This is a genomic window from Shigella sonnei (assembly GCF_002950395.1).
GTDB lineage: Bacteria > Pseudomonadota > Gammaproteobacteria > Enterobacterales > Enterobacteriaceae > ECMA0423.
The window spans coordinates 3810643-3834590 of sequence record NZ_CP026802.1; the positions used below are offsets into that span (position 1 = coordinate 3810643).

14 protein-coding genes and 1 pseudogene are annotated in these 23948 nt (G+C 52.9%); 7 read left to right on the forward strand and 8 right to left on the reverse strand.

Going from position 1 to position 23948, the window contains the following annotated elements:
* Nucleotides 1–129 precede the first annotated feature (129 nt).
* From glmU to C1P89_RS19735, 3 genes are all read left to right on the forward strand, one after another.
* Complete coding sequence (glmU, locus tag C1P89_RS19725) at nucleotides 130–1500, forward strand: bifunctional UDP-N-acetylglucosamine diphosphorylase/glucosamine-1-phosphate N-acetyltransferase GlmU (RefSeq protein WP_000933742.1); 1371 nt, start codon at nucleotides 130–132, stop codon at nucleotides 1498–1500.
* Between the two features lie 161 nt (nucleotides 1501–1661).
* On the forward strand, nucleotides 1662–3491 hold the full coding sequence (glmS, locus tag C1P89_RS19730) for a glutamine--fructose-6-phosphate transaminase (isomerizing) (protein ID WP_000334042.1): 1830 nt from the start codon (nucleotides 1662–1664) through the stop codon (nucleotides 3489–3491).
* A 102-nt stretch (nucleotides 3492–3593) separates the two neighbouring features.
* Nucleotides 3594–4940, forward strand: coding sequence for an IS4-like element IS4 family transposase (locus C1P89_RS19735; protein WP_000483769.1), 1347 nt, complete (start codon nucleotides 3594–3596; stop codon nucleotides 4938–4940).
* 15 nt (nucleotides 4941–4955) lie between these two features.
* Here the strand turns inward: C1P89_RS19735 and C1P89_RS19740 are convergent, their stop codons facing one another.
* Nucleotides 4956–5558, reverse strand: coding sequence for a helix-turn-helix transcriptional regulator (locus C1P89_RS19740; RefSeq protein WP_001167676.1), 603 nt, complete (start codon nucleotides 5556–5558; stop codon nucleotides 4956–4958).
* 519 nt (nucleotides 5559–6077) lie between these two features.
* On the opposite strand from C1P89_RS19740, the gene C1P89_RS19745 reads away from it, so the two are divergent.
* The 3 genes from C1P89_RS19745 to C1P89_RS19755 all read left to right on the forward strand — a co-directional run bounded on the left by C1P89_RS19745 (nucleotide 6078) and on the right by C1P89_RS19755 (nucleotide 9772).
* Nucleotides 6078–6977 (forward strand): LysR family transcriptional regulator, encoded by a 900-nt coding sequence (locus C1P89_RS19745; RefSeq protein ID WP_005138114.1) that lies wholly within the window; start codon nucleotides 6078–6080, stop codon nucleotides 6975–6977.
* Nucleotides 6978–7025: 48 nt separating this feature from the next.
* A complete protein-coding gene (gene yhjD / locus C1P89_RS19750; RefSeq protein ID WP_000191257.1) occupies nucleotides 7026–8039 on the forward strand; it encodes an inner membrane protein YhjD in 1014 nt (337 codons plus the stop codon).
* Nucleotides 8040–8449: 410 nt separating this feature from the next.
* Nucleotides 8450–9772, forward strand: coding sequence for an MFS transporter (locus C1P89_RS19755; protein WP_001149001.1), 1323 nt, complete (start codon nucleotides 8450–8452; stop codon nucleotides 9770–9772).
* Between the two features lie 181 nt (nucleotides 9773–9953).
* On the opposite strand, the gene C1P89_RS19760 is transcribed toward C1P89_RS19755, so the two are convergent.
* Nucleotides 9954–12014: an AsmA family protein gene (locus C1P89_RS19760; protein ID WP_005143947.1), complete on the reverse strand. Its 2061-nt coding sequence runs from the start codon at nucleotides 12012–12014 to the stop codon at nucleotides 9954–9956.
* A gap of 69 nt (nucleotides 12015–12083) precedes the next feature.
* On the reverse strand, nucleotides 12084–12851 hold the full coding sequence (gene pdeH / locus C1P89_RS19765) for a cyclic-guanylate-specific phosphodiesterase (protein WP_014334089.1): 768 nt from the start codon (nucleotides 12849–12851) through the stop codon (nucleotides 12084–12086).
* A gap of 231 nt (nucleotides 12852–13082) precedes the next feature.
* Here pdeH and kdgK point away from each other — a divergent pair, with 231 nt between their 5' ends.
* Nucleotides 13083–14012 carry a 2-dehydro-3-deoxygluconokinase gene (gene kdgK / locus C1P89_RS19770; RefSeq protein WP_005138106.1) on the forward strand — a complete coding sequence of 310 codons (930 nt, stop codon included), beginning with the start codon at nucleotides 13083–13085 and terminating at the stop codon, nucleotides 14010–14012.
* Nucleotides 14013–14107: 95 nt separating this feature from the next.
* Here kdgK and C1P89_RS19775 read toward each other — a convergent pair whose 3' ends face one another.
* The 5 genes and pseudogenes from C1P89_RS19775 to bcsZ all read right to left on the reverse strand — a co-directional run bounded on the left by C1P89_RS19775 (nucleotide 14108) and on the right by bcsZ (nucleotide 23943).
* Entirely contained in the window at nucleotides 14108–15604 is a 1497-nt protein-coding gene (locus C1P89_RS19775; RefSeq protein ID WP_001163119.1) for a M16 family metallopeptidase, read from the reverse strand.
* 219 nt (nucleotides 15605–15823) lie between these two features.
* Nucleotides 15824–17110: a C4-dicarboxylate transporter DctC gene (gene dctA, locus C1P89_RS19780; protein ID WP_000858214.1), complete on the reverse strand. Its 1287-nt coding sequence runs from the start codon at nucleotides 17108–17110 to the stop codon at nucleotides 15824–15826.
* A gap of 182 nt (nucleotides 17111–17292) precedes the next feature.
* On the reverse strand, nucleotides 17293–19281 hold the full coding sequence (gene hmsP, locus C1P89_RS19785) for a biofilm formation regulator HmsP (protein ID WP_001266285.1): 1989 nt from the start codon (nucleotides 19279–19281) through the stop codon (nucleotides 17293–17295).
* 81 nt (nucleotides 19282–19362) lie between these two features.
* Nucleotides 19363–22855, reverse strand: a pseudogene (bcsC, locus tag C1P89_RS19790) (cellulose synthase complex outer membrane protein BcsC).
* A complete protein-coding gene (bcsZ, locus tag C1P89_RS19795) occupies nucleotides 22837–23943 on the reverse strand; it encodes a cellulose synthase complex periplasmic endoglucanase BcsZ (RefSeq protein ID WP_005138095.1) in 1107 nt (368 codons plus the stop codon). The pseudogene bcsC and the gene bcsZ overlap by 19 nt, the downstream one beginning before the upstream one ends.
* Nucleotides 23944–23948: the final 5 nt, after the last annotated feature.

Genomic DNA, 23948 nt, shown 5'->3' on the forward strand with positions numbered 1-23948 from the left:
GGCACTTTCGTCAGCGGGGATAATCCGTTATTGAACAATTTATCCTCTGTCCATTTCACGATGAAAAAAATGTAGTTTTTTCAAGGTGAAGCGGTTTAAATTCGTTCTCAAATTACAGTCAGGACGCGTATGTTGAATAATGCTATGAGCGTAGTGATCCTTGCCGCAGGCAAAGGCACGCGCATGTATTCCGATCTTCCGAAAGTGCTGCATACCCTTGCCGGGAAAGCGATGGTTCAGCATGTCATTGATGCTGCGAATGAATTAGGCGCAGCGCACGTTCACTTGGTGTACGGTCACGGCGGCGATCTGCTTAAACAGGCGCTGAAAGACGACAACCTTAACTGGGTGCTTCAGGCAGAGCAGCTGGGTACGGGTCATGCAATGCAGCAGGCCGCACCTTTCTTTGCCGATGATGAAGACATTTTAATGCTCTACGGCGACGTGCCGCTGATCTCTGTCGAAACACTCCAGCGCCTGCGTGATGCTAAACCGCAGGGTGGCATTGGTCTGCTGACGGTGAAACTGGATGATCCGACCGGTTATGGACGTATCACCCGTGAAAATGGCAAAGTTACCGGCATTGTTGAGCACAAAGATGCCACCGACGAGCAGCGTCAGATTCAGGAGATCAACACCGGCATTCTGATCGCTAACGGCGCAGATATGAAACGCTGGCTGGCGAAGCTGACCAACAATAATGCTCAGGGCGAATACTACATCACCGACATTATTGCGCTGGCGTATCAGGAAGGGCGTGAAATCGTCGCCGTTCATCCGCAACGTTTAAGCGAAGTAGAAGGTGTGAATAACCGCCTGCAACTCTCCCGTCTGGAGCGCGTTTACCAGTCCGAACAGGCTGAAAAACTGCTGTTAGCAGGCGTTATGCTGCGCGATCCGGCGCGTTTTGATCTGCGCGGTACGCTTACTCACGGGCGCGATGTTGAAATTGATACTAACGTTATCATCGAGGGCAACGTGACTCTCGGTCATCGCGTGAAAATCGGCACCGGTTGCGTGATTAAAAACAGCGTGATTGGCGATGATTGCGAAATCAGTCCGTATACCGTTGTGGAAGACGCGAATCTGGCAGCGGCCTGTACTATTGGCCCGTTTGCTCGTTTGCGTCCTGGTGCTGAGTTGCTGGAAGGTGCACACGTTGGTAACTTCGTTGAGATGAAAAAAGCGCGTCTGGGTAAAGGCTCGAAAGTCGGGCATCTGACTTACCTGGGCGATGCGGAAATTGGCGATAACGTTAACATCGGCGCGGGAACCATTACCTGCAACTACGATGGTGCGAATAAATTTAAGACCATTATCGGCGACGATGTGTTTGTCGGTTCCGACACTCAGCTGGTGGCCCCGGTAACAGTAGGCAAAGGCGCGACCATTGCTGCGGGTACAACTGTGACGCGTAATGTCGGCGAAAATGCATTAGCTATCAGCCGTGTGCCGCAGACTCAGAAAGAAGGCTGGCGTCGTCCGGTAAAGAAAAAGTAATTCTGGCCGGGTAATCCGGTCATCTGGGATGAGGAGATAACATAATCTCCCTCCCACAAGCAGTAACTATAAAAATAACCCCACTCTCTACAAGGCTCGGGGCGCCCGAAAAAACGGGCATACAGGTTGACCGACAACGATATAAATCGGAATCAAAAACTATGTGTGGAATTGTTGGCGCGATCGCGCAACGTGATGTAGCAGAAATCCTTCTTGAAGGTTTACGTCGTCTGGAATACCGCGGATATGACTCTGCCGGTCTGGCCGTTGTTGATGCGGAAGGTCATATGACCCGCCTGCGTCGCCTCGGTAAAGTCCAGATGCTGGCTCAGGCAGCGGAAGAACATCCTCTGGATGGCGGCACCGGTATTGCTCACACTCGCTGGGCGACCCACGGTGAACCTTCAGAAGCTAACGCGCATCCGCATGTTTCTGAACACATTGTGGTGGTGCATAACGGCATCATCGAAAACCATGAACCGCTGCGTGAAGAGTTAAAAGCGCGTGGCTATACCTTCGTTTCTGAAACCGACACCGAAGTGATTGCCCATCTGGTGAACTGGGAGCTGAAACAAGGCGGGACTCTGCGTGAGGCTGTTCTGCGTGCTATCCCGCAGCTGCGCGGTGCGTACGGTACAGTGATCATGGACTCCCGTCACCCGGATACCCTGCTGGCGGCACGTTCTGGTAGTCCGCTGGTGATTGGCTTGGGTATGGGCGAAAACTTTATCGCTTCTGACCAGCTGGCGCTGTTGCCGGTGACCCGTCGCTTTATCTTCCTTGAAGAGGGCGATATTGCGGAAATCACTCGCCGTTCGGTAAACATCTTCGATAAAACTGGCGCGGAAGTAAAACGTCAGGATATCGAATCCAATCTGCAATATGACGCGGGCGATAAAGGTATTTACCGTCACTACATGCAGAAAGAGATCTACGAACAGCCGAACGCGATAAAAAACACCCTTACCGGGCGCATCAGCCACGGTCAGGTTGATTTAAGCGAGCTGGGACCGAACGCCGACGAACTGCTGTCGAAGGTTGAGCATATTCAGATCCTCGCCTGTGGTACTTCTTATAACTCCGGTATGGTTTCCCGCTACTGGTTTGAATCGCTGGCAGGTATTCCGTGCGACGTCGAAATCGCCTCTGAATTCCGCTATCGTAAATCTGCCGTGCGTCGTAACAGCCTGATGATCACCTTGTCACAGTCTGGCGAAACCGCGGATACCCTGGCGGGCCTGCGTCTGTCGAAAGAGCTGGGTTACCTTGGTTCGCTGGCAATCTGTAACGTTCCGGGTTCTTCTCTGGTGCGCGAATCCGATCTGGCGCTGATGACCAACGCGGGTACGGAAATCGGCGTGGCGTCCACTAAAGCATTCACCACTCAGTTAACTGTGCTGTTGATGCTGGTGGCGAAGCTGTCTCGCCTGAAAGGTCTGGATGCCTCCATTGAACATGACATTGTGCATGGTCTGCAGGCGCTGCCGAGCCGTATTGAGCAGATGCTATCTCAGGACAAACGCATTGAAGCTCTGGCAGAAGATTTCTCTGACAAACATCACGCACTGTTCCTGGGCCGTGGCGATCAGTACCCAATCGCACTGGAAGGCGCATTGAAGCTGAAAGAGATCTCCTACATTCACGCTGAAGCCTACGCTGCTGGTGAACTGAAACACGGTCCGCTGGCGCTTATTGATGCCGATATGCCGGTTATCGTCGTTGCACCGAACAACGAATTGCTGGAAAAACTGAAATCCAACATTGAAGAAGTTCGCGCGCGTGGCGGCCAATTGTATGTCTTCGCCGATCAGGATGCGGGTTTTGTAAGTAGCGATAACATGCACATCATCGAGATGCCGCATGTGGAAGAGGTGATTGCACCGATCTTCTACACCGTTCCGCTGCAGCTGCTGGCTTACCATGTCGCGCTGATCAAAGGCACCGACGTTGACCAGCCGCGTAACCTGGCAAAATCGGTTACGGTTGAGTAATCACTATCATAGATAAAAAAGGGCTGCCGACCGGTGTAATGCCGATCAGTTAAGGATCAGTTGACCGATCCAGTGGCTGTGTAAGAATCCGGAAACGCTCACTTGTTTCCGGATTTTTTTATGCACATTGGACAGGCTCTTGATCTGGTATCCCGTTACGATTCTCTGCGTAACCCACTGACTTCTCTGGGGGATTACCTCGACCCCGAACTCATCTCTCGTTGCCTTGCCGAATCAGGTACTGTAACGCTACGCAAGCGCCGTCTTCCCCTCGAAATGATGGTCTGGTGTATTGTTGGCATGGCGCTTGAGCGTAAAGAACCTCTTCACCAGATTGTGAATCGCCTGGACATCATGCTGCCGGGCAATCGCCCCTTCGTTGCCCCCAGTGCCGTTATTCAGGCCCGCCAGCGCCTGGGAAGTGAGGCTGTCCGCCGCGTGTTCACGAAAACAGCGCAGCTCTGGCATAACGCCACGCCGCATCCGCACTGGTGCGGCCTGACCCTGCTGGCCATCGATGGTGTGTTCTGGCGCACACCGGATACACCAGAGAACGATGCAGCCTTCCCCCGCCAGACACATGCCGGGAACCCGGCGCTCTACCCGCAGGTCAAAATGGTCTGCCAGATGGAACTGACCAGCCATCTGCTGACGGCTGCAGCCTTCGGCACGATGAAGAACAGCGAAAATGAGCTTGCTGAGCAACTTATAGAACAAACCGGCGATAACACTCTGACGTTAATGGATAAAGGTTATTACTCACTGGGACTGTTAAATGCCTGGAGCCTGGCGGGAGAACACCGCCACTGGATGATACCTCTCAGAAAGGGAGCGCAATATGAAGAGCTCAGAAAACTGGGTAAAGGCGATCATCTGGTGAAGCTGAAAACCAGCCCGCAGGCACGAAAAAAGTGGCCGGGACTGGGAAATGAAGTGACAGCCCGCCTGCTGACCGTGACGCGCAAAGGAAAAGTCTGCCATCTGCTGACGTCGATGACGGACGCCATGCGCTTCCCCGGAGGAGAAATGGCGGATCTGTACAGTCATCGCTGGGAAATCGAACTGGGATACAGGGAGATAAAACAGACGATGCAACTGAGCAGGCTGACGCTGAGAAGTAAAAAGCCGGAGCTTGTGGAGCAAGAGCTGTGGGGTGTCTTACTGGCTTATAATCTGGTGAGATATCAGATGATTAAAATGGCGGAACATCTGAAAGGTTACTGGCCGAATCAACTGAGTTTCTCAGAATCATGCGGAATGGTGATGAGAATGCTGATGACATTGCAGGGCGCTTCACCGGGACGTATACCGGAGCTGATGCGCGATCTTGCAAGTATGGGACAACTTGTGAAATTACCGACGAGAAGGGAAAGGGCCTTCCCGAGAGTGGTAAAGGAGAGGCCCTGGAAATACCCCACAGCCCCGAAAAAGAGCCAGTCAGTTGCTTAACTGACTGGCATTACTTCAGGAGGAGATATTTAACATCATTGCCGCCTGGGTGCGATTTTTCACTTCCAGACGGCGATACAGGGATTCCAGATGCGCTTTTACCGTTCCGGTACTGATATTCAGCGCTCTGCCGATCTCCTTATTTGATTCGCCCGCCGCTAACATGGTTAAAATCTCCCGCTGGCGGGCGCTTAACGATTTGAGATCTTTAATGTCCTTTTCCGGCGTCGTCCGCCAGTCTCCAGGCAGAAACATCATCCCCATCGCCGCACTATTTACCGCCAACGCAAATGTCTCGACGGTTGAATCACGAGGCACAATGGCCAGCACATTAAAATGAATAACTTCCTGTAACCACCGTTTATTGCAATCCGTCGCCGTGATTAACACCTTAACCTCAGGAAACTGCACCACGGTTTTTTGCAGCAACCAGTAGCAAAACTCACCATCCTGATCGCCATCGAGCATAACTAAGGCTTCAGGGTAACTTTCCAGCTTTTGCCATAACTCGTCTGCCTGACTGGCCCCCTGAATACTCACTCCTGGAATACGCTGCTGTAAACTGATTTTCATTCCATGAATAAATATTGACTGCCTGTCAAACATGACTATTTGCATAACTGAATCTCCACCTGAATACGTTAAAAAGACTTAAGTAGTGGAAGGGTATTACCCGCGAGAAAAAATAAGAATTCGCCATTTGGCGGTGGCCATTCTACAGAGATGACGCGTAGAAAATAGTTACCGATATAAATAGTTACAGCTAAACGCCTGAAATTACATGTCGAGGGCACTATTTAAAACAATTTTGAGGATTTCCTTATATTGGTGGTTAGTACGCATGCAATTAAAAATGAAATTCCGCGACTACAAGCCAAAATAACAAATGGCAATGAGACAAAAATAAGCACAAATAGCCAATACGTCCTCTATTCACTTTAAAGGGAATCACTGAAAAATACGCTCTGTTTAAGGGGATTCACCTTTCTCATAAAGCTATTCCGCCCTTTTCCTGCTGAGAAATCGCCACATTCGTCATGACAACATTGTGAAACCCGGCATTAGATGTTAGAAAAAACAATAAACAATGCGATATGCGCGTTACTGTTTCGCTGTGAACAACAATCGGTCAAAGAAATGGATAAAATTCACGCAATGCAGTTGTTCATCAAAGTCGCGGAGCTGGAAAGTTTTTCCCGCGCGGCGGATTTCTTTGCTTTGCCAAAGGGAAGTGTTTCGCGCCAGATACAGGCACTGGAACATCAACTTGGCACCCAGCTTCTCCAGCGCACTACGCGACGGGTCAAACTCACGCCAGAAGGCATGACCTATTATCAACGGGCAAAAGATGTGTTGAGTAATCTCAGCGAACTGGACGGTCTGTTTCAACAGGATGCCACCAGTATCAGCGGTAAATTACGCATCGACATCCCGTCAGGAATCGCGAAAAACCTGTTACTGCCGCGTCTGTCGGAATTTCTCTATCAGCATCCGGGAATTGAGCTGGAACTGAGTAGCCATAACCGTCCGGTAGATATTCTTCATGATGGTTTTGATTGCGTGATACGCACTGGCGCGTTACCGGAAGATGGCGTTATCGCCCGTCCCCTCGGCAAACTGACCATGGTCAACTGTGCCAGTCCGCACTATCTGACGCGCTTTGGTTATCCGCAAAGCCCCGATGATCTGACTTCACACGCAATGGTGCGTTATACACCGCACCTGGGTGTACATCCGTTAGGTTTTGAGGTTGCCAGCGTTAATGGCGTCCAGTGGTTTAAGTCTGGCGGCATGTTGACAGTAAACAGTAGCGAAAACTATCTCGCCGCCGGTCTTGCCGGTCTGGGGATTATTCAGATCCCGCGCATTGCCGTGCGCGAAGCCCTGCGTGCCGGGCAGCTTATTGAAGTGTTGCCAGGCTACCGTGCCGAGCCGCTCTCCCTTTCGCTGGTTTATCCGCAGCGTCGGGAGCTTTCCCGGCGTGTAAACCTGTTTATGCAGTGGCTGGCTGGCGTAATGAAAGAGTACCTGGACTGACCGACTATACTTTTTAAGAATGACCACAACAGAAGGACAAAAGAGCGGATGACGCAGGAAAACGAGATCAAACGTCCCACCCAGGATCTGGAGCACGAGCCGATTAAGCAGTTGGATAATAGCGAGAAAGGCGGCAAAGTTAGCCAGGCGCTGGAAACCGTCACCACCACTGCCGAAAAAGTCCAACGCCAACCGGTTATTGCGCACCTGATTCGCGCGACAGAACGCTTTAACGATCGGCTGGGTAACCAGTTTGGTGCGGCTATCACCTATTTCTCATTTTTGTCGATGATCCCGATTTTGATGGTGTCGTTTGCCGCAGGGGGCTTTGTGCTGGCCTCCCATCCGATGTTGCTACAGGATATCTTCGACAAAATTCTGCAAAACATCAGCGATCCGACGCTAGCCGCCACGTTGAAAAACACCATCAACACCGCCGTTCAGCAGCGTACGACTGTAGGGCTTGTCGGCCTGGCCGTGGCGCTTTATTCCGGCATCAACTGGATGGGTAACCTGCGTGAAGCGATTCGCGCCCAGTCGCGCGATGTCTGGGAACGCTCGCCGCAAGATCAGGAGAAGTTCTGGGTAAAATATCTACGTGATTTTATTTCGCTGATTGGTTTGTTGATTGCGCTGATTGTGACGCTTTCGATCACCTCGGTTGCCGGTTCGGCGCAGCAAATGATTATTAGCGCCCTGCACCTGAACAGCATTGAGTGGCTGAAACCGACGTGGCGGTTGATTGGCCTGGCGATTTCCATCTTCGCCAACTATCTGCTTTTCTTCTGGATCTTCTGGCGGTTACCGCGCCACCGTCCGCGCAAAAAAGCCCTGATTCGCGGAACATTTCTGGCTGCTATTGGTTTTGAAGTGATTAAAATCGTGATGACCTACACCCTGCCATCGCTGATGAAATCCCCCTCTGGCGCAGCATTTGGTTCCGTGCTGGGGCTGATGGCATTTTTCTACTTCTTCGCCCGTTTGACGCTGTTTTGCGCGGCGTGGATTGCCACCGCCGAATATAAAGACGACCCGCGAATGCCAGGGAAAACGCAGCCTTAAAATAGGCCGGATGCGGCGTAAACGCCTTATCCGGCATACGATTTTATTCGGCCTGGCTCCCCGTAGGCCGGATAAGATGCGCCAGCATCGCATCCGGCTATAATGCGCACATAACCTCTTGAAACTCTTCCCCAGAGCCTCTTCAGCCATCTATTTGGGAGCAAACAATTTCATTCCAACTCATAACCCCAGCATATAAATCCAGTTGGTAACTTTTATTTAACCTGAAACTAGTTTTATCCACTATTTATAAAATTATGTGAAGCATTTCATAGAAGAAAAATCACTGGCCTAAACATTATCCCCTTTTTGCCTGGTTTTTGACCATTTCCGCGATTTGTTACACATTGAAATATCACTTTTGCTGTGCGTAATATGGCTATTCGTTAGCCAAAAAATAAGAAAAGATTATGCAAGCAACAGCCACAACACTCGACCACGAGCAAGAATACACGCCGATCAACTCGCGTAATAAAGTCCTTGTCGCCTCTCTCATTGGCACGGCCATTGAGTTCTTCGACTTTTACATTTACGCCACTGCGGCCGTTATTGTGTTTCCGCATATCTTCTTCCCGCAGGGCGATCCAACGGCAGCAACGCTACAGTCGCTCGCCACCTTCGCCATCGCCTTCGTCGCGCGCCCCATTGGCTCTGCCGTTTTTGGTCATTTTGGCGATCGCGTTGGGCGTAAAGCGACGCTGGTCGCCTCGTTGCTAACGATGGGGATTTCAACCGTGGTGATTGGTCTGCTGCCGGGCTATGCCACGATTGGTATTTTCGCCCCGCTGCTGCTGGCGCTGGCTCGATTTGGTCAGGGTCTGGGCTTAGGCGGTGAATGGGGCGGCGCGGCGCTGCTGGCGACTGAAAACGCCCCACCGCGCAAACGTGCACTGTATGGCTCCTTCCCACAGCTGGGCGCACCGATTGGCTTCTTCTTTGCCAACGGCACTTTCTTGCTGCTTTCCTGGCTACTGACCGACGAGCAGTTTATGAGCTGGGGCTGGCGTGTGCCATTTATCTTCTCGGCGGTACTGGTCATTATCGGCCTGTATGTTCGCGTGTCGCTGCATGAGTCGCCGGTGTTTGAGAAAGTCGCTAAAGCGAAAAAACAGGTGAAGATCCCGCTGGGTACGCTGCTGACCAAACATGTTCGCGTAACCGTACTGGGTACGTTCATCATGCTGGCAACCTATACGCTGTTTTACATCATGACGGTCTACTCTATGACCTTCAGTACCGCCGCCGCGCCAGTTGGGCTTGGCCTGCCGCGTAACGAAGTGTTGTGGATGCTGATGATGGCAGTTATTGGTTTTGGCGTGATGGTGCCAGTCGCCGGATTACTGGCTGATGCCTTTGGTCGCCGTAAAAGCATGGTAATTATCACCACGCTGATCATCCTGTTCGCGCTGTTCGCCTTTAACCCGCTGCTCGGTTCTGGCAACCCGATTCTGGTTTTTGCCTTCCTGCTGCTGGGGTTAAGTCTGATGGGGCTGACCTTCGGGCCGATGGGCGCGCTGTTACCAGAGCTGTTCCCAACAGAAGTGCGTTACACCGGAGCATCATTCTCTTACAACGTAGCGTCGATTCTCGGGGCTTCCATTGCACCGTATATCGCAGCCTGGTTGCAGACTAACTACGGGTTAGGTGCGGTGGGGTTATATCTGGCGGCGATGGCTGGCTTGACGTTAATCGCCCTGCTGCTGACCCATGAGACGCGACATCAGTCGTTGTAATAAGTGTGAAAAGCCTGATGCGCTACGCTTATCAGGACTGAATTTCCATACAATATATTGAATTCACAAGGATTTGTAGGCCGGATAAGGCGTTCACGCCGCATCCGGCATGAACAAAGCACACTTTGCCAAAAATCTAAATCTGTTTAATTGCCGGATGTCAGACATCCGGCAATTATCATCACTTCTTCATCTGCGACAATATCGTCCGACACTGATTAGCCTCCCCTTCGGAAGGTGAGATCAGTGCCAGTAACGCCGCCGTCGGTGTTACCAGCGTTGCCAGTGCCGCAGCAACAGCACCACGGGCAATCAGCGGTCCGGCTTTCACCCCAGCCTGCGGATTTTTAAACGTCCCACGCACATACAGCGGCGAACGCAGTGTGATAATCCGAATCCCTTTACTCTCCGGATCAATAGTCAAATCCAGCTGTTCTGAAGCAAAACTTGCCGTGCCGGTAACATTAATCAACGCGTTCTCAGTATCGAAAGCAAAAATCTGCGGGCGCGCCACGCCGTTGGCAATATTCAGATTCGCCGCCGCGCAGTTCACCCGCACCTCATCGTCACCAAATATCGCACCGACAATGTAGTTGCCGACATTCAGCCCAACAATCTCCATCAGGTTGCGGCTCACCAGCCCGTCATTCATCAACAGTTTCAGGTTGCCGTTACTGTTGCCTAAAAGCGCCGCCACCGAGTTACCGCTACCGCGTAGTTCCGCGTCACCGTTCATTTCCCCCAGCGTCTTCTGCATCAGTTCCACATCGGGCATCAGTTCTTTCAGTTTCAGTCGACGAGCCTGAATATCTGCCCGCCCCTGCATCGGCTTTTTATCGCCTTCCAGATGAATATTCGCCGCAATGCTGCCGCCCGCCATGCCAAATTTCAGCGGTTGCAGGCGCAGGTCAGCATTTTTGAGGATGATATGAGTAGAAAGATCGCTAATCGGCAGGCTACTGCCATGCTCAATGCGCCGCCCTTTGAAGCGAACATCGGCATCCATAACGTCCCATTTATCGGTTTCGAAGCGGTCATAAGGCAGCACTTTGCCCGCAGGCTGAACGCTTTTTTCGCCCTTCTTCTGTTCAGACCGTTTCGACTTTTCTGCCCCTTTCCCGGAATCAACGCCAATCAACGGTCCCAGGTCCGCCAGCCGCAATTGCCGCGACTCGACATCACCTTCCAGTTTTGGTCGTGGCTTTCCGGTGGTGTAGACCAGAGAACCGTGGATATCGCTATCGCCAATTCGCCCATTAAAACCGCGATAATCAAAGACCGACGATTTTTCAGTGTCGATTTTCGCTACCAGCCGACCATCCGTTTCAAACGGCGGGGTATCGGGCAGCAGAACGCCCGTCAGTTCATAGAGATCACCCAGTGAATCGCCAGAAAATTTAAGCCGTAAATCGACACCGCCCATCTTCATTGGGTCATTCACGACGCCATCAAAAGCAACACGGGTATTACCTGAACGGAAATCAGCCTGTACCGGAAACGGCGTCCCTTCGCCACGCAGCGCCAGCATACCGCCTATTTTTCCCGTACCCGTGAGCGGTTCACCGTTATAACGTCCCTGCGCCTTCAGGCCAAAAACGTAATCGCCCACCTTTTCTTTATCCGCTTTACCTTTCGATCCAGTAACTTCGCTGAACGGCAGCGGCTTGCCTAACGGATCAACAAAAATTTCCAGATCCGCTTTGCTTACTTTGTCATCAATGGCGATCCGCCCTTGATCGAAAAGAATATTATCCAGCCGAAACGACCATGCCGACGGCTTTGCATTCGCGTCTTTGTTGTCATCGTTGGCAAGATTAAACGTCCAGTTATTGTTCTTTTCGGAGAGGCGAATCAGGCGCGCGTCGGGCTTTTCGAGCTTGATCCACGGCAGCCAGACCGTTTTGGTCAGCAGCGCCAGCGGTGCCAGCGTTGCCTCTACTCGCGGCAAATGCACCATCGTGACTTCGGGAATATCCGGTGGATTACCAAGAATGATGTCTTCTGCATGTACATGAGGCCACGGCACCCAGCTGCGCCAGCCAGTTTCTTGTTTTTGCCGCTCCCACACCACGCCCAGATCGCCACGGATAGCGAACGGACGATTCAACTCCGCAGAGACTTTCTGGTTGATGGTCGGTTTGAGTCGATTCCAGTCAAAAGTTGCAATCAAAATGATCGCCACGACAATCAACAACAAGAAAGCCCCTGAAATCGCAGCGGTTATTTTGCCTGCCTTGCTCATCGTTCGCTTCCTCATATTCTTCCTGTGCCAGTCCTAAAGATAGTCCAGCCCAGCGGAAAATGAGGCAGCTTATAGCGCCAGAACCGCCGTATTCAGCGTTTCCATCGGTGCCGGGCGTGAAAGAAACCAGCCTTGTGCGGCGAATGCGGGCGAGTTCTGAACATCACGCCACTCTTCCGGTGTTTCTACGCCCTCGACAATCACCCCGCGACAATAGCGATTCATTAGATGTAAAAGCTGAGAAAAGAGTGTGCGGCCTTCCGGCGACTGACGCAGCATCACGAACAGCTCTCGCGCGATTTTGATGTAGTCATAACGCACTTCACTTAGCGCAGAGAAATTTGCCATCCCGGTGCCAAAATCATCCAGCCACAGCGGGCCAAATTCACACATCGAGGCAAAGGTTGAATCTTTCGGCAGGCGGATGTGTTCCACCAGTTCGAAACGCAGCCAGGGAAGACGCTCAATTTGGCGCAGGATTTTTGGTTGCTGACGCAGGGCGATGAGCGTAGGGCCATCAATATTGACCGATGCCAGCAGGTCGTGCTCTACAAAGAAGTCGGCTTTTTGCGCCAGCAAATCAATCTGCTCTTTCACAACCTCCATCCGATGGCTGACGGTGATTTCAGTAAAATAGCGATCCGGCGGCAGGCGTTGCGAAGGGTTCAAGGGATGCGTGACCACCGTTAATAGCTCCACGGCCATTAACCGTCCGCATGTTTGATAGATCGGCTGCCAGGTGTAAGCACGCTCACACTGCAACCAAAAACGCCGTTCCTGCAAGCTCTCGATGCTTGCTTCAGGGTTGCTTATTCGCTGGATAACCTGCCTTATCATCAAAGATGTCCTGTGTTTAAAAGTGATGCTGCCCGGACTCGACAAAGATTATCGGCGCGCAAGGGCAGAACTTTACCGCCTGGCCGGGGTAAATTTCCTCACTCCACAACGGAATCTTTCAGGAATACGTTCTGGCTCAAAAAAATAATGGAACACTGTTTTAATATGGTTGACCAGCAAACCACCACAGCGCAAACTAACGCTAATTTTTTACAGATCAGGTTCACGACTATGTCCAAAAAGATTGCCGTGATTGGCGAATGCATGATTGAGCTTTCCGAGAAAGGCGCGGACGTTAAGCGCGGTTTCGGCGGCGATACCCTGAACACTTCCGTCTATATCGCCCGTCAGGTCGATCCTGCGGCATTAACCGTTCATTACGTAACGGCGCTGGGAACGGACAGTTTTAGCCAGCAAATGCTGGACGCCTGGCACGGCGAGAACGTTGATACTTCCCTGACCCAACGGATGGAAAACCGTCTGCCGGGCCTTTACTACATTGAAACCGACAGCACCGGCGAGCGTACGTTCTACTACTGGCGGAACGAAGCCGCCGCCAAATTCTGGCTGGAGAGTGAGCAGTCTGCGGCGATTTGCGAAGAGCTGGCGAATTTCGATTATCTCTACCTGAGCGGGATTAGCCTGGCGATCTTAAGCCCGACCAGCCGCGAAAAGCTGCTTTCCCTGCTGCGCGAATGCCGCGCCAACGGCGGAAAAGTGATTTTCGACAATAACTATCGTCCGCGCCTGTGGGCCAGCAAAGAAGAGACACAGCAGGTGTACCAACAAATGCTGGAATGCACGGATATCGCCTTCCTGACGCTGGACGATGAAGACGCGCTGTGGGGTCAACAGCCGGTGGAAGACGTCATTGCGCGCACCCATAACGCGGGCGTGAAAGAAGTGGTGGTGAAACGCGGGGCGGATTCTTGCCTGGTGTCCATTGCTGGCGAAGGGTTAGTGGATGTTCCGGCGGTGAAACTGCCGAAAGAAAAAGTGATCGATACCACCGCAGCTGGCGACTCTTTCAGCGCCGGTTATCTGGCGGTATGTTTGACGGGCGGCAGTGCGGAAAACGCGGCGAAACGCGGGCACCTGACCGCAAGTACCGTTATTCAGTATCGCGGCGCGATTATCCCGCGTGAGGCGATGCCAGCGTAAACGCAGCATATGCAAAAGGCTGGATAAAGTGTTACCCCTCTATCCAGCTCATCCATAAATACCTGATGGTTGTGCTAACTCATCACCATCAGGCATTACTGTGCAGGTGGAATATCCGTCACTTCAGGATGTACGTCATCCGTGGCGACAGAGGTGGCGGCAGCAGCAGTCGATGGGGCCATGATTTGATCCCAGGCCGCCTGCAACGCTTTCATGTTAAATTCCGGCTCGCCTTTCGGCTGCAGCAGTATTAACGCCATATCATTCGACAACTGCTGACGCAGATCCTGATTTAACATCTCCACCGTCAGGCTGTTAAGGAAATCCTGCCGCAGTTTCTGATACTGCTCCGGCGCGATATCGACGACCTGATTTTGCAGCGAACGCATCCGCTGACCCATCAGAATATCGGTATCAGCCCGCGCATAGGCGGCAAACAGTTTCTGCAGCTCCAGTTTCTTTTGCGCCACTAACGCATTGAACTCTTCTTCCGGCAGACCTTTATCGCGAACCTTCGCCAGTTCACGCGCCACCAGATTAAGGTTGCTGTTCAGCTTGTCGTTTGGTGATTCGATGTTGATGGCACACTGCGCACGCAGATACAGCACACGGCAGTCAAATCCAAGACCGATGTCTTTGCTGTTACTGGCGCTTAACGCTTGCTGAACATGCCAGAACAGCGCCTCGCGGGCCAGGTCCGCACGCCAGTAGCGCAGCAGTGCGGCTGATTCACGAATCGGCTGCCACGGCGTATCCCACATGATAGATAACCGGTCCTGACGCACCGCGTCAGTCATAATACTCACCGCTTCCGCACGCAGCGGAGAAAGCGTCGGCACCGGAGCTGGCGTTTCACGTTTGCCTTTCAGTTCGCCAAACGTTTTGTTGATTTGGTCGACAACCGAGCGCGCATCCACGTTTCCCACCACCAGTAGCGTCATTGCATCCGGGGTGTACCATTTCTGATAGAAATCTTTAATTTTTTCCGCTTCAACGGGTTGTTTCAGCGGATCGGCAGGATCGTGACCTAACAAGGTTGACCCTTTCAGACGATAGCGCCACCAGCCCTCTTTAGTATCGGCAGGCCAGGTTGCCACCATGTCCTGACTTTGCAGCGCGTGGTTGATGGTTTCTGGTGTGATGGTCAATTTGCCAGTGGCATTTGCCAGATAAGAGAGCGCTTCTTTCAGCAAATCGTTACGGTTATTGGGCAAACTCAGATTAAACAGCGTGGTGTCATAAGAGACAATTACCGGCGGCATCGGGCGTTTAGGGTCGATCCCCTGCTGCCACAATGAACGCGCCTGTGCTGCGTCAAGGCCACCGCTTTGCGTTAGCGCAATACGAGGGATGGCGTGACTGTAACCGCTCTGTTGTGTACTTTCGGCGAGCGAACCGATATTAACCAGCAGGCGAATTTCAACACGATCGCTGGGACGCTGGGGGGTGGTCAGCACTTGCCACTGTAAACCGTTGGAAAGCGTCCCCTGTTGCCATGCTGGATCAGGCTGGAGCGCATCTGCCTGCACATAGCCAGCAGTGGCCATCATCAGCAAACCGCCCGCTAAAAGTCGAATTTTTGTGCCCTGCATGTGAACCCCTGATCAACTATCCTGGTAATAAAAAACTGCCCGTTGTCAGTCAGTCTAAATGACGTTAAAAACACTTCGTGTTAGACCGCAAGAACATGAAAATGTCACGGAAGAAGTGAAATAAACCTGAACTCACCCAGGTGGTAAGTTCAGGCACAGGGGTCAATTATGCGCAAACACCCGCACTCGGGGAAGGGAGTGCGGGCATAAGTGGTGAGATTAAGAGGATAATTCGTGCGTTTTGCCATCCGGCGCACGATTATTCAGCACATCGTCCAGTTTTTTGTGGTCCAGTTCTTTCACCCACTTAGCAACGACAATGGTCGCTACGCCGTTACCGACCAGGTTAGTCAGCGCACGAGCTTCTGACATAAAGCGGTCGATACCGAGGATCAGCGCCAGACCCGCTACCGGCAAATGGCCCACCGCAGAGAGCGTCGCCGCCAGCACGATAAAGCCACTACCCGTTACCCCTGCCGCCCCTTTAGAAGAAAGCAGCAACACGATTAACAGCGTGATTTGGTGGACGATATCCATCTGACTGTTAGTGGCCTGGGCGATAAACACCGCCGCCATTGTCAGGTATATCGATGTGCCATCAAGGTTAAACGAGTAGCCTGTCGGGATGACCAGCCCCACCACCGATTTGCGGCAGCCGAGTTTCTCCATCTTGTCGAGCATACGCGGCAGCGCCGACTCGGAAGATGAAGTCCCCAGTACAATCAGCAGTTCTTCACGGATGTAGCGGATAAATTTGAAGATACTGAAACCAGTCGCTTTAGCGATTGAACCCAATACTAGCACCACAAACAGGATACAGGTAATATAGAAACAGATAATCAGCTGCCCCAGTTGCACCAGTGTGCCGACGCCGTATTTACCGATGGTAAACGCCATTGCCCCGAACGCACCAATAGGTGCCAGACGCATGATCATATTGATGATGCCGAAGATGACCTGCGAGAAACTTTCGATGACGTTAAAAATCAGTTGGCCTTTGCTGCCCAGACGGTGGAGCGCAAAACCAAACAGTACGGCAAACAGCAGCACCTGCAGAATGTTACCGCTGGCAAATGCGCCAATGACGCTCGCCGGGATGACATCCATAATGAAGGCGACAATGCCCTGGTCTTTCGCCTGATCGGCGTAAACCGCTACCGCTTTCGCATCAAGCGTTGCCGGATCGACGTTCATTCCGGCACCAGGCTGCACGACGTTAACGATGATAAGACCAATAATCAGCGCGATGGTACTGACAATTTCAAAGTAAAGCAGTGCGACTGCGCCGGTACGACCGACCGCCTTCATGCTTTCCATGCCCGCAATGCCCGTTACGACGGTACAAAAGATGACAGGAGCGATGATCATCTTAATGAGCTTAACGAAGCCGTCGCCAAGCGGTTTCATTTGCTCGCCTATTTCAGGATAGAAATGGCCAAGGAGAATACCAATGGCTATCGCTGTCAGGACCTGAAAGTAAAGGCTTTTAAACAGAGAGGTTTTCATAGGGTGTCCTTTAGTAAAACCACAGGTCTTGTAAGGTTATGGGGTACCTGCGGCCTTAAAATAACACCCAGACAACATCACAGAAATGTACCTGGATCATAATTGAAACAAAAAGGTTAAAAAGTTTGAGCTGGCTCGCACAAACCAGCACTTTTTAAAGTTTTGTAATCAGTTTGGGGTAGCTACTTTTCTTCCAGGTAACTCTCTTCGAAGATTTCAATAGGGAGTGGGTGAGCAAAAAGGAAGCCCTGGGCAATACCAACGCCCGCTTTTGCCAGCCAGTCGCGTTGTGCTTCAGTCTCCACGCCTTCGGCAATCATTTGTAAGTTCAGGCTCTGCGCCAGCATGATAATTGCAGCAATCATGCTGCTATCTTCCGGCAAGCCTTCAACAAACATTTTGTCGATTTTCAGTACGTCGATTGGCAACGATTTCATATGCTGCAGCTGACGCAGCCCTGCGTAGCCCATGCCGAAATCATCCAGCGCCACCCGAACTCCGGCATTGCGCAGCGGACGGAGGATTGCCACCGCAGCATGAGGGTCGTCAATACGTCGGCTTTCTGTCACTTCCAGAATCAGTGTTCCCGGCTGAATGCGATAGCGGGTTAACAGTTCCAGCATATCCGCCACCATATTTGGGTGCATCAGTTGCAGCGCAGAGAGGTTTACCGACAAGGGCAGCATAATGCCGCGCTCTTGCCAGGCTGCAAGCAATCGACAGGACTCTTCCAGCACCCAGTGACCGACGGTAACCATCAGCCCACAGCACTCAATGCGATCGATTAAGCCATCCGGCAGGTCCCAACTGCCATCCGGTTGCTGGATACGCAGTAACACTTCCGCACTGACCAGTTTACCGCTGGTCATCTCGACCTGTGGCTGTAACCAAATAGCAAACTGATGATTTTCCAGTGCATTAAGGATATCGCTCTCTTCCGTCAACCGCTTCTGGGCGGCTTCCATCTGCTGCGGATCAAAGAACTGAATCTGATTCTTGCCTTTATGGCGAGCGGTAAATGCCGCAGAAATAGCGCGACTGTAAAGCTGTTCGGCGGTGAGATCGCCGTAGAACATCGCCACGCCAATGCTACAGTGCGGACGGAGTTGAATACGTTCAATCGGCAGGCGCTCGCTCATGATAGTGAGCACTTGCTGACCTAAGGTGATTGCGTGCCACGGTTCCTGTACACCGTTGGCAATGACAGCAAAGTCATAACCGCTAATCTGCGCGAGGATCATACGTGGCGACAGTACCGATTTGAGTTTTTCCACCAGCGTCAGCAGCAGAATTTCTCGTTGCGCCTCTTTCAGCACGCCCGCAGTATCACGCAGGGTTTCACAGGTGATGATCATCAGCGCGGTGGTTTGTTTACGCGCGACAACCTGCTCCAGCATCTCCATCAGCAAGGCTTTGTTCGGCAAATCCGACACCGGGAAGCGCATCGCATTTTCGTTCTGTTCTTCATAATGGCGCTGCAGCAATTGCTGGTTGAGGTTGTAACTGCGCACCAACATACCGATTTCATCGTCCTGATGCAGACGCGGTAATGCCAGTTGGTGACCAACAAGCTCCTGGGCTGGGATGGCGTTAAGTTCGCGAGCAATATTGCGTAACGGATGCAAAATCAGGCGGTTAATGCACCAGCTGATGGCGACGGTCAGGATAAGCGACAAAAGTAAGTAAATGGTCACTAACGTTGAGAGGGTGCTCATCACGAACTTATACATACGGAAGGAATCCGCCTGTAGTACCAGATAGGCAATTGGCTGCGGGTTTGCCGGACGTTCGAGCGAGTAAACGCCCAGCGAGATTTGAACCGGTAGCTCAAACAGGCGAGTAACCATTATCGGCACCGGGCGCTCTGGAATAAAACTTTTACGCAGCGCCTGGAACTGGTTAGGCAGCACTACATCGGCACGGCTGACCACGCCTGCCGGTTTAATGCTGGCAAGAATAGCTTCCGCTTCGGGAATATCGCCTTTCAAAATAGCTGAAGATAAGGGTTCGCGGACAGAGCGAGCAATGCTTTCCAGTTGCGTAGCCGTGTTATAGCGATTCTGCTGGACCAGATGGAACAGCAAAACGGTGCAAAAAATAAAAACGAACACCAGGACAACGGCTGCCACCATTGCCATCTGCTTGATTGTTAACGAGCGACTTACGCGCAAATTGTCTCCCCCCGGAAATCCCAGATTGCCGCCCGAGTATACCCGATCGCAGCGGCATTAAGAGAGGCGCTATCTGAAAACTTACCAGTCGGCGTAAGGTATCAGCGGCTGCGGCGGTAAATCCATGTCACCCTGCCATCCGGCGGCGGAATAACGTACGTAGAGCAGGAAATGGCTGGGTGCGTAATCTTTCGCCTGCTGGATATCAATTGCCGTGCCAACAAACCAGTTGGAAGTAACACGTCGTTCAAGTAATGCCCGCGCCGTGTAGCCGAAGCCCTGACTGCTGCCGCCATCGTTGGATTGCCGCGCAGCTTCTTCCTGCCAGTCGGTCGGGATCAGATTCATCAGCGGATAACGCGGCATGGTTTTGGTGCGTGAATGCGACCACGAGCCAGACGCCCCCAGCTCCCACGACCAGTTTTCCGTGCGCTCCCGCCACATCACCGGTATGGCAAACGACAGGTATTCCTGCGGACTGTAGTAACCGCCCTGACCGAGTGAGTAGCCACTCAGATCTTTGTCGTAATGCCAGATCATGTTGTTCAGGCCGATTGTGACGCGGCGATTGTTCTGGTTAATGACCTTATAGTAATAGCCCGTCATCCAGCGCACGCGCCAGTTATCTTCGACATTTTTACCGGTTAACTGGTCGCCACTAAGCGATGCCCAGACGCCGTTTGCTTCACCTTTATCGTAGCTCAGACTTAGCCCCACACCGTCGGCACGTACGCCACCCCATTTTTTCCCGGTATTGCTCGGGGAGTCTTTTTGCCCACCAAAGGCCAGCAAAGAACTGGAGATGGGCCGACGGTGGGCGTTAACGGTGTAACCCAGCGGCCCGATATCATCGCTGTAACTGATGCCGCCGACCACATCCACCACGTTGAAGCCCATCGGCGTGGTACCGATATCCCAGCTCCAGACGTCATTTCGCCAGCCGACCGCCACGCTGGCACCGGAATCCGACTGGCTGCGGTTGCCGCTACAGTCCTGTAATGTACAGGTGCCCCAGTTGTCATCCCATTTGCCATCGGCATTAGTGGAGAAACTGCCGACGTTCATATTGACGAAATCACTGCGAAAGAACATCCGCCCGTCAGAATACGGCGCATCCACCTGCAACATGGTAGTGTGCGCTTTCAGATCGGAGTAACCACCGGTGCCGCTCGAACCCCAGTAATCGTGCTCAAGGGTGACGTTAAGATCCTGCTGGCGATAGAGGTCCGCCGCATCGCTGCGCACGCCACGTTTCAGCCAGTCATCTTTCTCGTCGTTACGGGTCAGTCGGGTAAAGGTGTCGTTATCCTGCGGACGCGTCGTAGTCACACCGGATGCGACCATGGCGTCTTTGTAGGTTTCCAGCGCCTGCGTTGGATCGCCCGCCTGCGCTTCAAACTTCGCACCATCACGCAGCACCATCGCGCTTTCCATCGACGGTGGCTGAGATTTTGCCTGCGGGATCAACTTATTAAACGTCCGCTGCGCTGCTGCGGTATCGCCAAGCTGCGCCTGTGCCAGCGCCACGCGCCGCTGTGTGTTCAGCGAGGCGTTATCGGTAGCGGGCAGTTTCGCCAGCTGGCTACGTGCCGCCGCTTTGTCACCGGCAGCAATATCCACTTCCGTCAGACCAAGAATGGCGTCGGCGTTAGCTGGCTCCCGCGTCAGGACATTCTGATATGCAGCGCGGGCGGCGGTGTAATCACGTCGTTGTTGCGCCCAGTCAGCCAGCGTGAGGTCAATACGCGTGGAAGGTGGTTGCTGGCGCAGCATCGCTTCCGCTTCTGCCTCTTTGCCGCTTTCTCGCAGGCGGTTAGCGGTTTCCAGCACCTGATCGCTTTGCAGTCGATTAACCAGCTCCTGAATATTGCTGTTCCACTGCGCACGCGGCAGGCTGTTGATATGCGCCAGCGCCGCTCTGTCCTGGTCATGACCAGAGAGGTACAGCCCGTAAGCGTAGGTACAGCCCGTAAGCGTAAACCTGCTCTGGGTCGTTCGACTTCTGCTGCGCCAGATTGCGCATTAACGTATCGGCCTGGCTGCGTTGTCCGGCCTGCCAGAGATCCTGCGAAAGTCGGTAAGTAATCCATACGCTGCCGGGGTCCAGCGCCAGTCGTTGCCGCTGAAGTGCTGCCGCCTGCGCCCATTTGCCCTGGTTTTCCAGTGCCTCTGCCTGCTGTGCCAGACGGTCGTTTTGCAGGCTGCGTTCGATATCATCAATGCTACGCCGCTGACTGGCAGAGAGCGAGGCGATAAACGCTTCAGCTTTTTCTGGCGATTGCTGGCGGTAAATATTTGCCAGCCCGCGCACGGCGTTAGTGTTGCCGCTGTCCATACGCAAGGTCTGCTGATAATAACGTTCGGCGGCGGGATAATCTTTTCGCGCCATCGCCACATCGCCCAGCCCCAGCACTGCATAACTGTCGGTGTTATCGACATTACGCGCCTGCTGGAACAGGCGTTCTGCCCGGTCAGGATTATTGGCTTTCAGCGCAGCATCGCCCTGCTGGATCGCCAGCCAGTAGCGGTTTACTTTCAGCAGACTGTTCCATTTGTCGTTGTTGCTGCTGTGCGGGTCCAGTGCGAGGGCTTTTTCCAGATTCGCCACTGCATTGGCGCGATCGCCTTTCTGAGAATACGCCTGGCCCAGCGCCCCCAGAGCTTCACTGTCTTTCGGGTTCGCCCGCACCGCCTGTTGTAGTTCGGGAATGGCTTTACCCGCCATACCAGAGTCCACCGCCGCTAAACCTTGCGCACGAGCGCGGAAAGCAGGATCGGCCAGCTGTTTTTGCTGTTCTGCCAGTTGCGATTGCGCAGCCGCCACGCTATCGCCATCACTAAAGATCGAGAGATATTTTTTCAGCGCCGACACACTGGCATCACTGACGGGCATGTCTTTAATCTGCCCGTACCAGATTTTAGAGGCCCCTTCGCGCCCGGCGTTCGATTTTGCCATCTGTTCCAGGACGGCAAAACCTTCGTCACGGCGATCGCTACTAAACAGCAATAGCGCCAGATTGTTTTGCAGGCCCGTATTGCCCGGTGCATCCGCATTGATGCGTTTTAACTGATTAATCGCTTCGCCACGGCGAGCCGGAATTTTCGCCACCGTACTCCAGTACTCGACAGCAATGTCACCTTCCGGCGGCGCACCGTTGAATAGTTTGTTGTAACTCGCCACAGCTTCTTCTGCATGACCGGTCGTCGCCTGCAATCGTGCCTGTTGCAGTGCCTGACGACCATCCGGCGTGGAAAGTAGCATCGTAGTCCGCGACGATTTATACGCATTTGAACTCGGCGCTAACTGCGACAGCCGATCGAGCTGTTTTTGCGCGCCATCAATATCGCCCTGACGTAACAAAGAACGGAAACGGGCGGCAACGACGTCCGGGTTATTCGGATCAATAAGTTCCAGCCGATATAACGACTGTTGCACCAGATCTTCACGATGGGTCGCTTCGCCTAACCGAACTTGCTCCAGCAACTGTTGCTGAGCGGTTGGTGCTGCCTCGACCATCGGCATGACGGCCAGACCGAGGGAAAGCGTGAATATGTTTAGTGTGAATTTGCGCATTCCTGGCCCCAGTCAGGTAATAACTCACCTTTTGTCGAGAAGCGGAAACGGTGTTGATCCCAGCCTTGTCCAAACAGGGTCAGCACATAGTTGTAATAGGCATCGCTGCCGGGAAAGTTATCGGCCACGCGCTGGCGCTGAACGGCCTGCGCATCGCGGTTTTGTAAAAAGGGCAGCATGGCGGCAGAAAAACCGATCGGTCCTTTACCCTGCGCTTTCCCCGTAGCCACATCCACTTTTTCCGGCGGATAACCGTTTTTCTCAGTGAATGTCGCCATCGGTTTAAACCGGTTGAGCATCCGCGCTTTTTGCGGATCGCTGTCAGGCATCATGCCTACCCACATGTAAACGCGGATAGCGTCGTAGCTGCTGATCAATGTTTTTTCGGCTTTTAGCTGCCAGCCTTTGTCTTTCTCATAGCGCACCCAGTCTGGCGAAAAACCTTTCGGGGCGGTTTCCAGCAATAAACGTTGATTGGTTTCGCGCAGCGTGGTCCACGGCGCGCCAAAGCGGGTGAAATACTGCGCCAGCGTCGGCGGCAGGTAGCTGGGGTTAAAACGCCAGCTGTTATCCTCAGCAAAACCCACTTTGCCCGGTAACAACATGGAACCCAGCCCAGGCACCGTCACCACTTCCTCCCGCGCGATACGTTTTAGCAACGCGCTGCCGATGTCGGTATAACGCTGCTCTTTCCACAAACGCCCCGCCTCCAGCAACGACCAGGCCATCCAGACATCACCATCGGAGGCCGAATTGCTGTCCAGCACTTCCCACTTACTGTTCTCTTTCTTGCCCCACAGCCAGGCGGGCAAACGTTCTTTTAAAGAGCCCTGAGCGAGATTGTTCTGCGTCCAGTCGAGAATATTATCGAAAGCTACACGGTCGTTAGCCGCCAGGGCAAAGAACATACCGTAACTTTGCCCTTCGGAGGTGGTGATTTTGCGCGCGTCGCTGGGGGCGATGACGCGCCCTTCCTGACTGATGTAATCCTTTTTAAACTGCTCCCAGGCAGGCCAGGTACAGGCTGCCTGAACACTAAAGGCAGCCAACAGCAGCATCGTCACGATTCCACTACGCAACACATTCATCTTCA

Coding starts and splice junctions, on each gene's coding strand:
- yhjD (WP_000191257.1), top strand. CDS start 7,026: ATGACGCAGGAAAACGAGATCAAACGTCCCACCCAGGATCTGGAGCAC.
- pdeH (WP_014334089.1), bottom strand. CDS start 12,851: ATGATAAGGCAGGTTATCCAGCGAATAAGCAACCCTGAAGCAAGCATC.
- dctA (WP_000858214.1), bottom strand. CDS start 17,110: ATGAAAACCTCTCTGTTTAAAAGCCTTTACTTTCAGGTCCTGACAGCG.
- C1P89_RS19755 (WP_001149001.1), top strand. CDS start 8,450: ATGCAAGCAACAGCCACAACACTCGACCACGAGCAAGAATACACGCCG.
- glmU (WP_000933742.1), top strand. CDS start 130: ATGTTGAATAATGCTATGAGCGTAGTGATCCTTGCCGCAGGCAAAGGC.
- C1P89_RS19760 (WP_005143947.1), bottom strand. CDS start 12,014: ATGAGCAAGGCAGGCAAAATAACCGCTGCGATTTCAGGGGCTTTCTTG.
- C1P89_RS19775 (WP_001163119.1), bottom strand. CDS start 15,604: ATGCAGGGCACAAAAATTCGACTTTTAGCGGGCGGTTTGCTGATGATG.
- C1P89_RS19740 (WP_001167676.1), bottom strand. CDS start 5,558: ATGCAAATAGTCATGTTTGACAGGCAGTCAATATTTATTCATGGAATG.
- kdgK (WP_005138106.1), top strand. CDS start 13,083: ATGTCCAAAAAGATTGCCGTGATTGGCGAATGCATGATTGAGCTTTCC.
- glmS (WP_000334042.1), top strand. CDS start 1,662: ATGTGTGGAATTGTTGGCGCGATCGCGCAACGTGATGTAGCAGAAATC.
- C1P89_RS19745 (WP_005138114.1), top strand. CDS start 6,078: ATGGATAAAATTCACGCAATGCAGTTGTTCATCAAAGTCGCGGAGCTG.
- bcsZ (WP_005138095.1), bottom strand. CDS start 23,943: ATGAATGTGTTGCGTAGTGGAATCGTGACGATGCTGCTGTTGGCTGCC.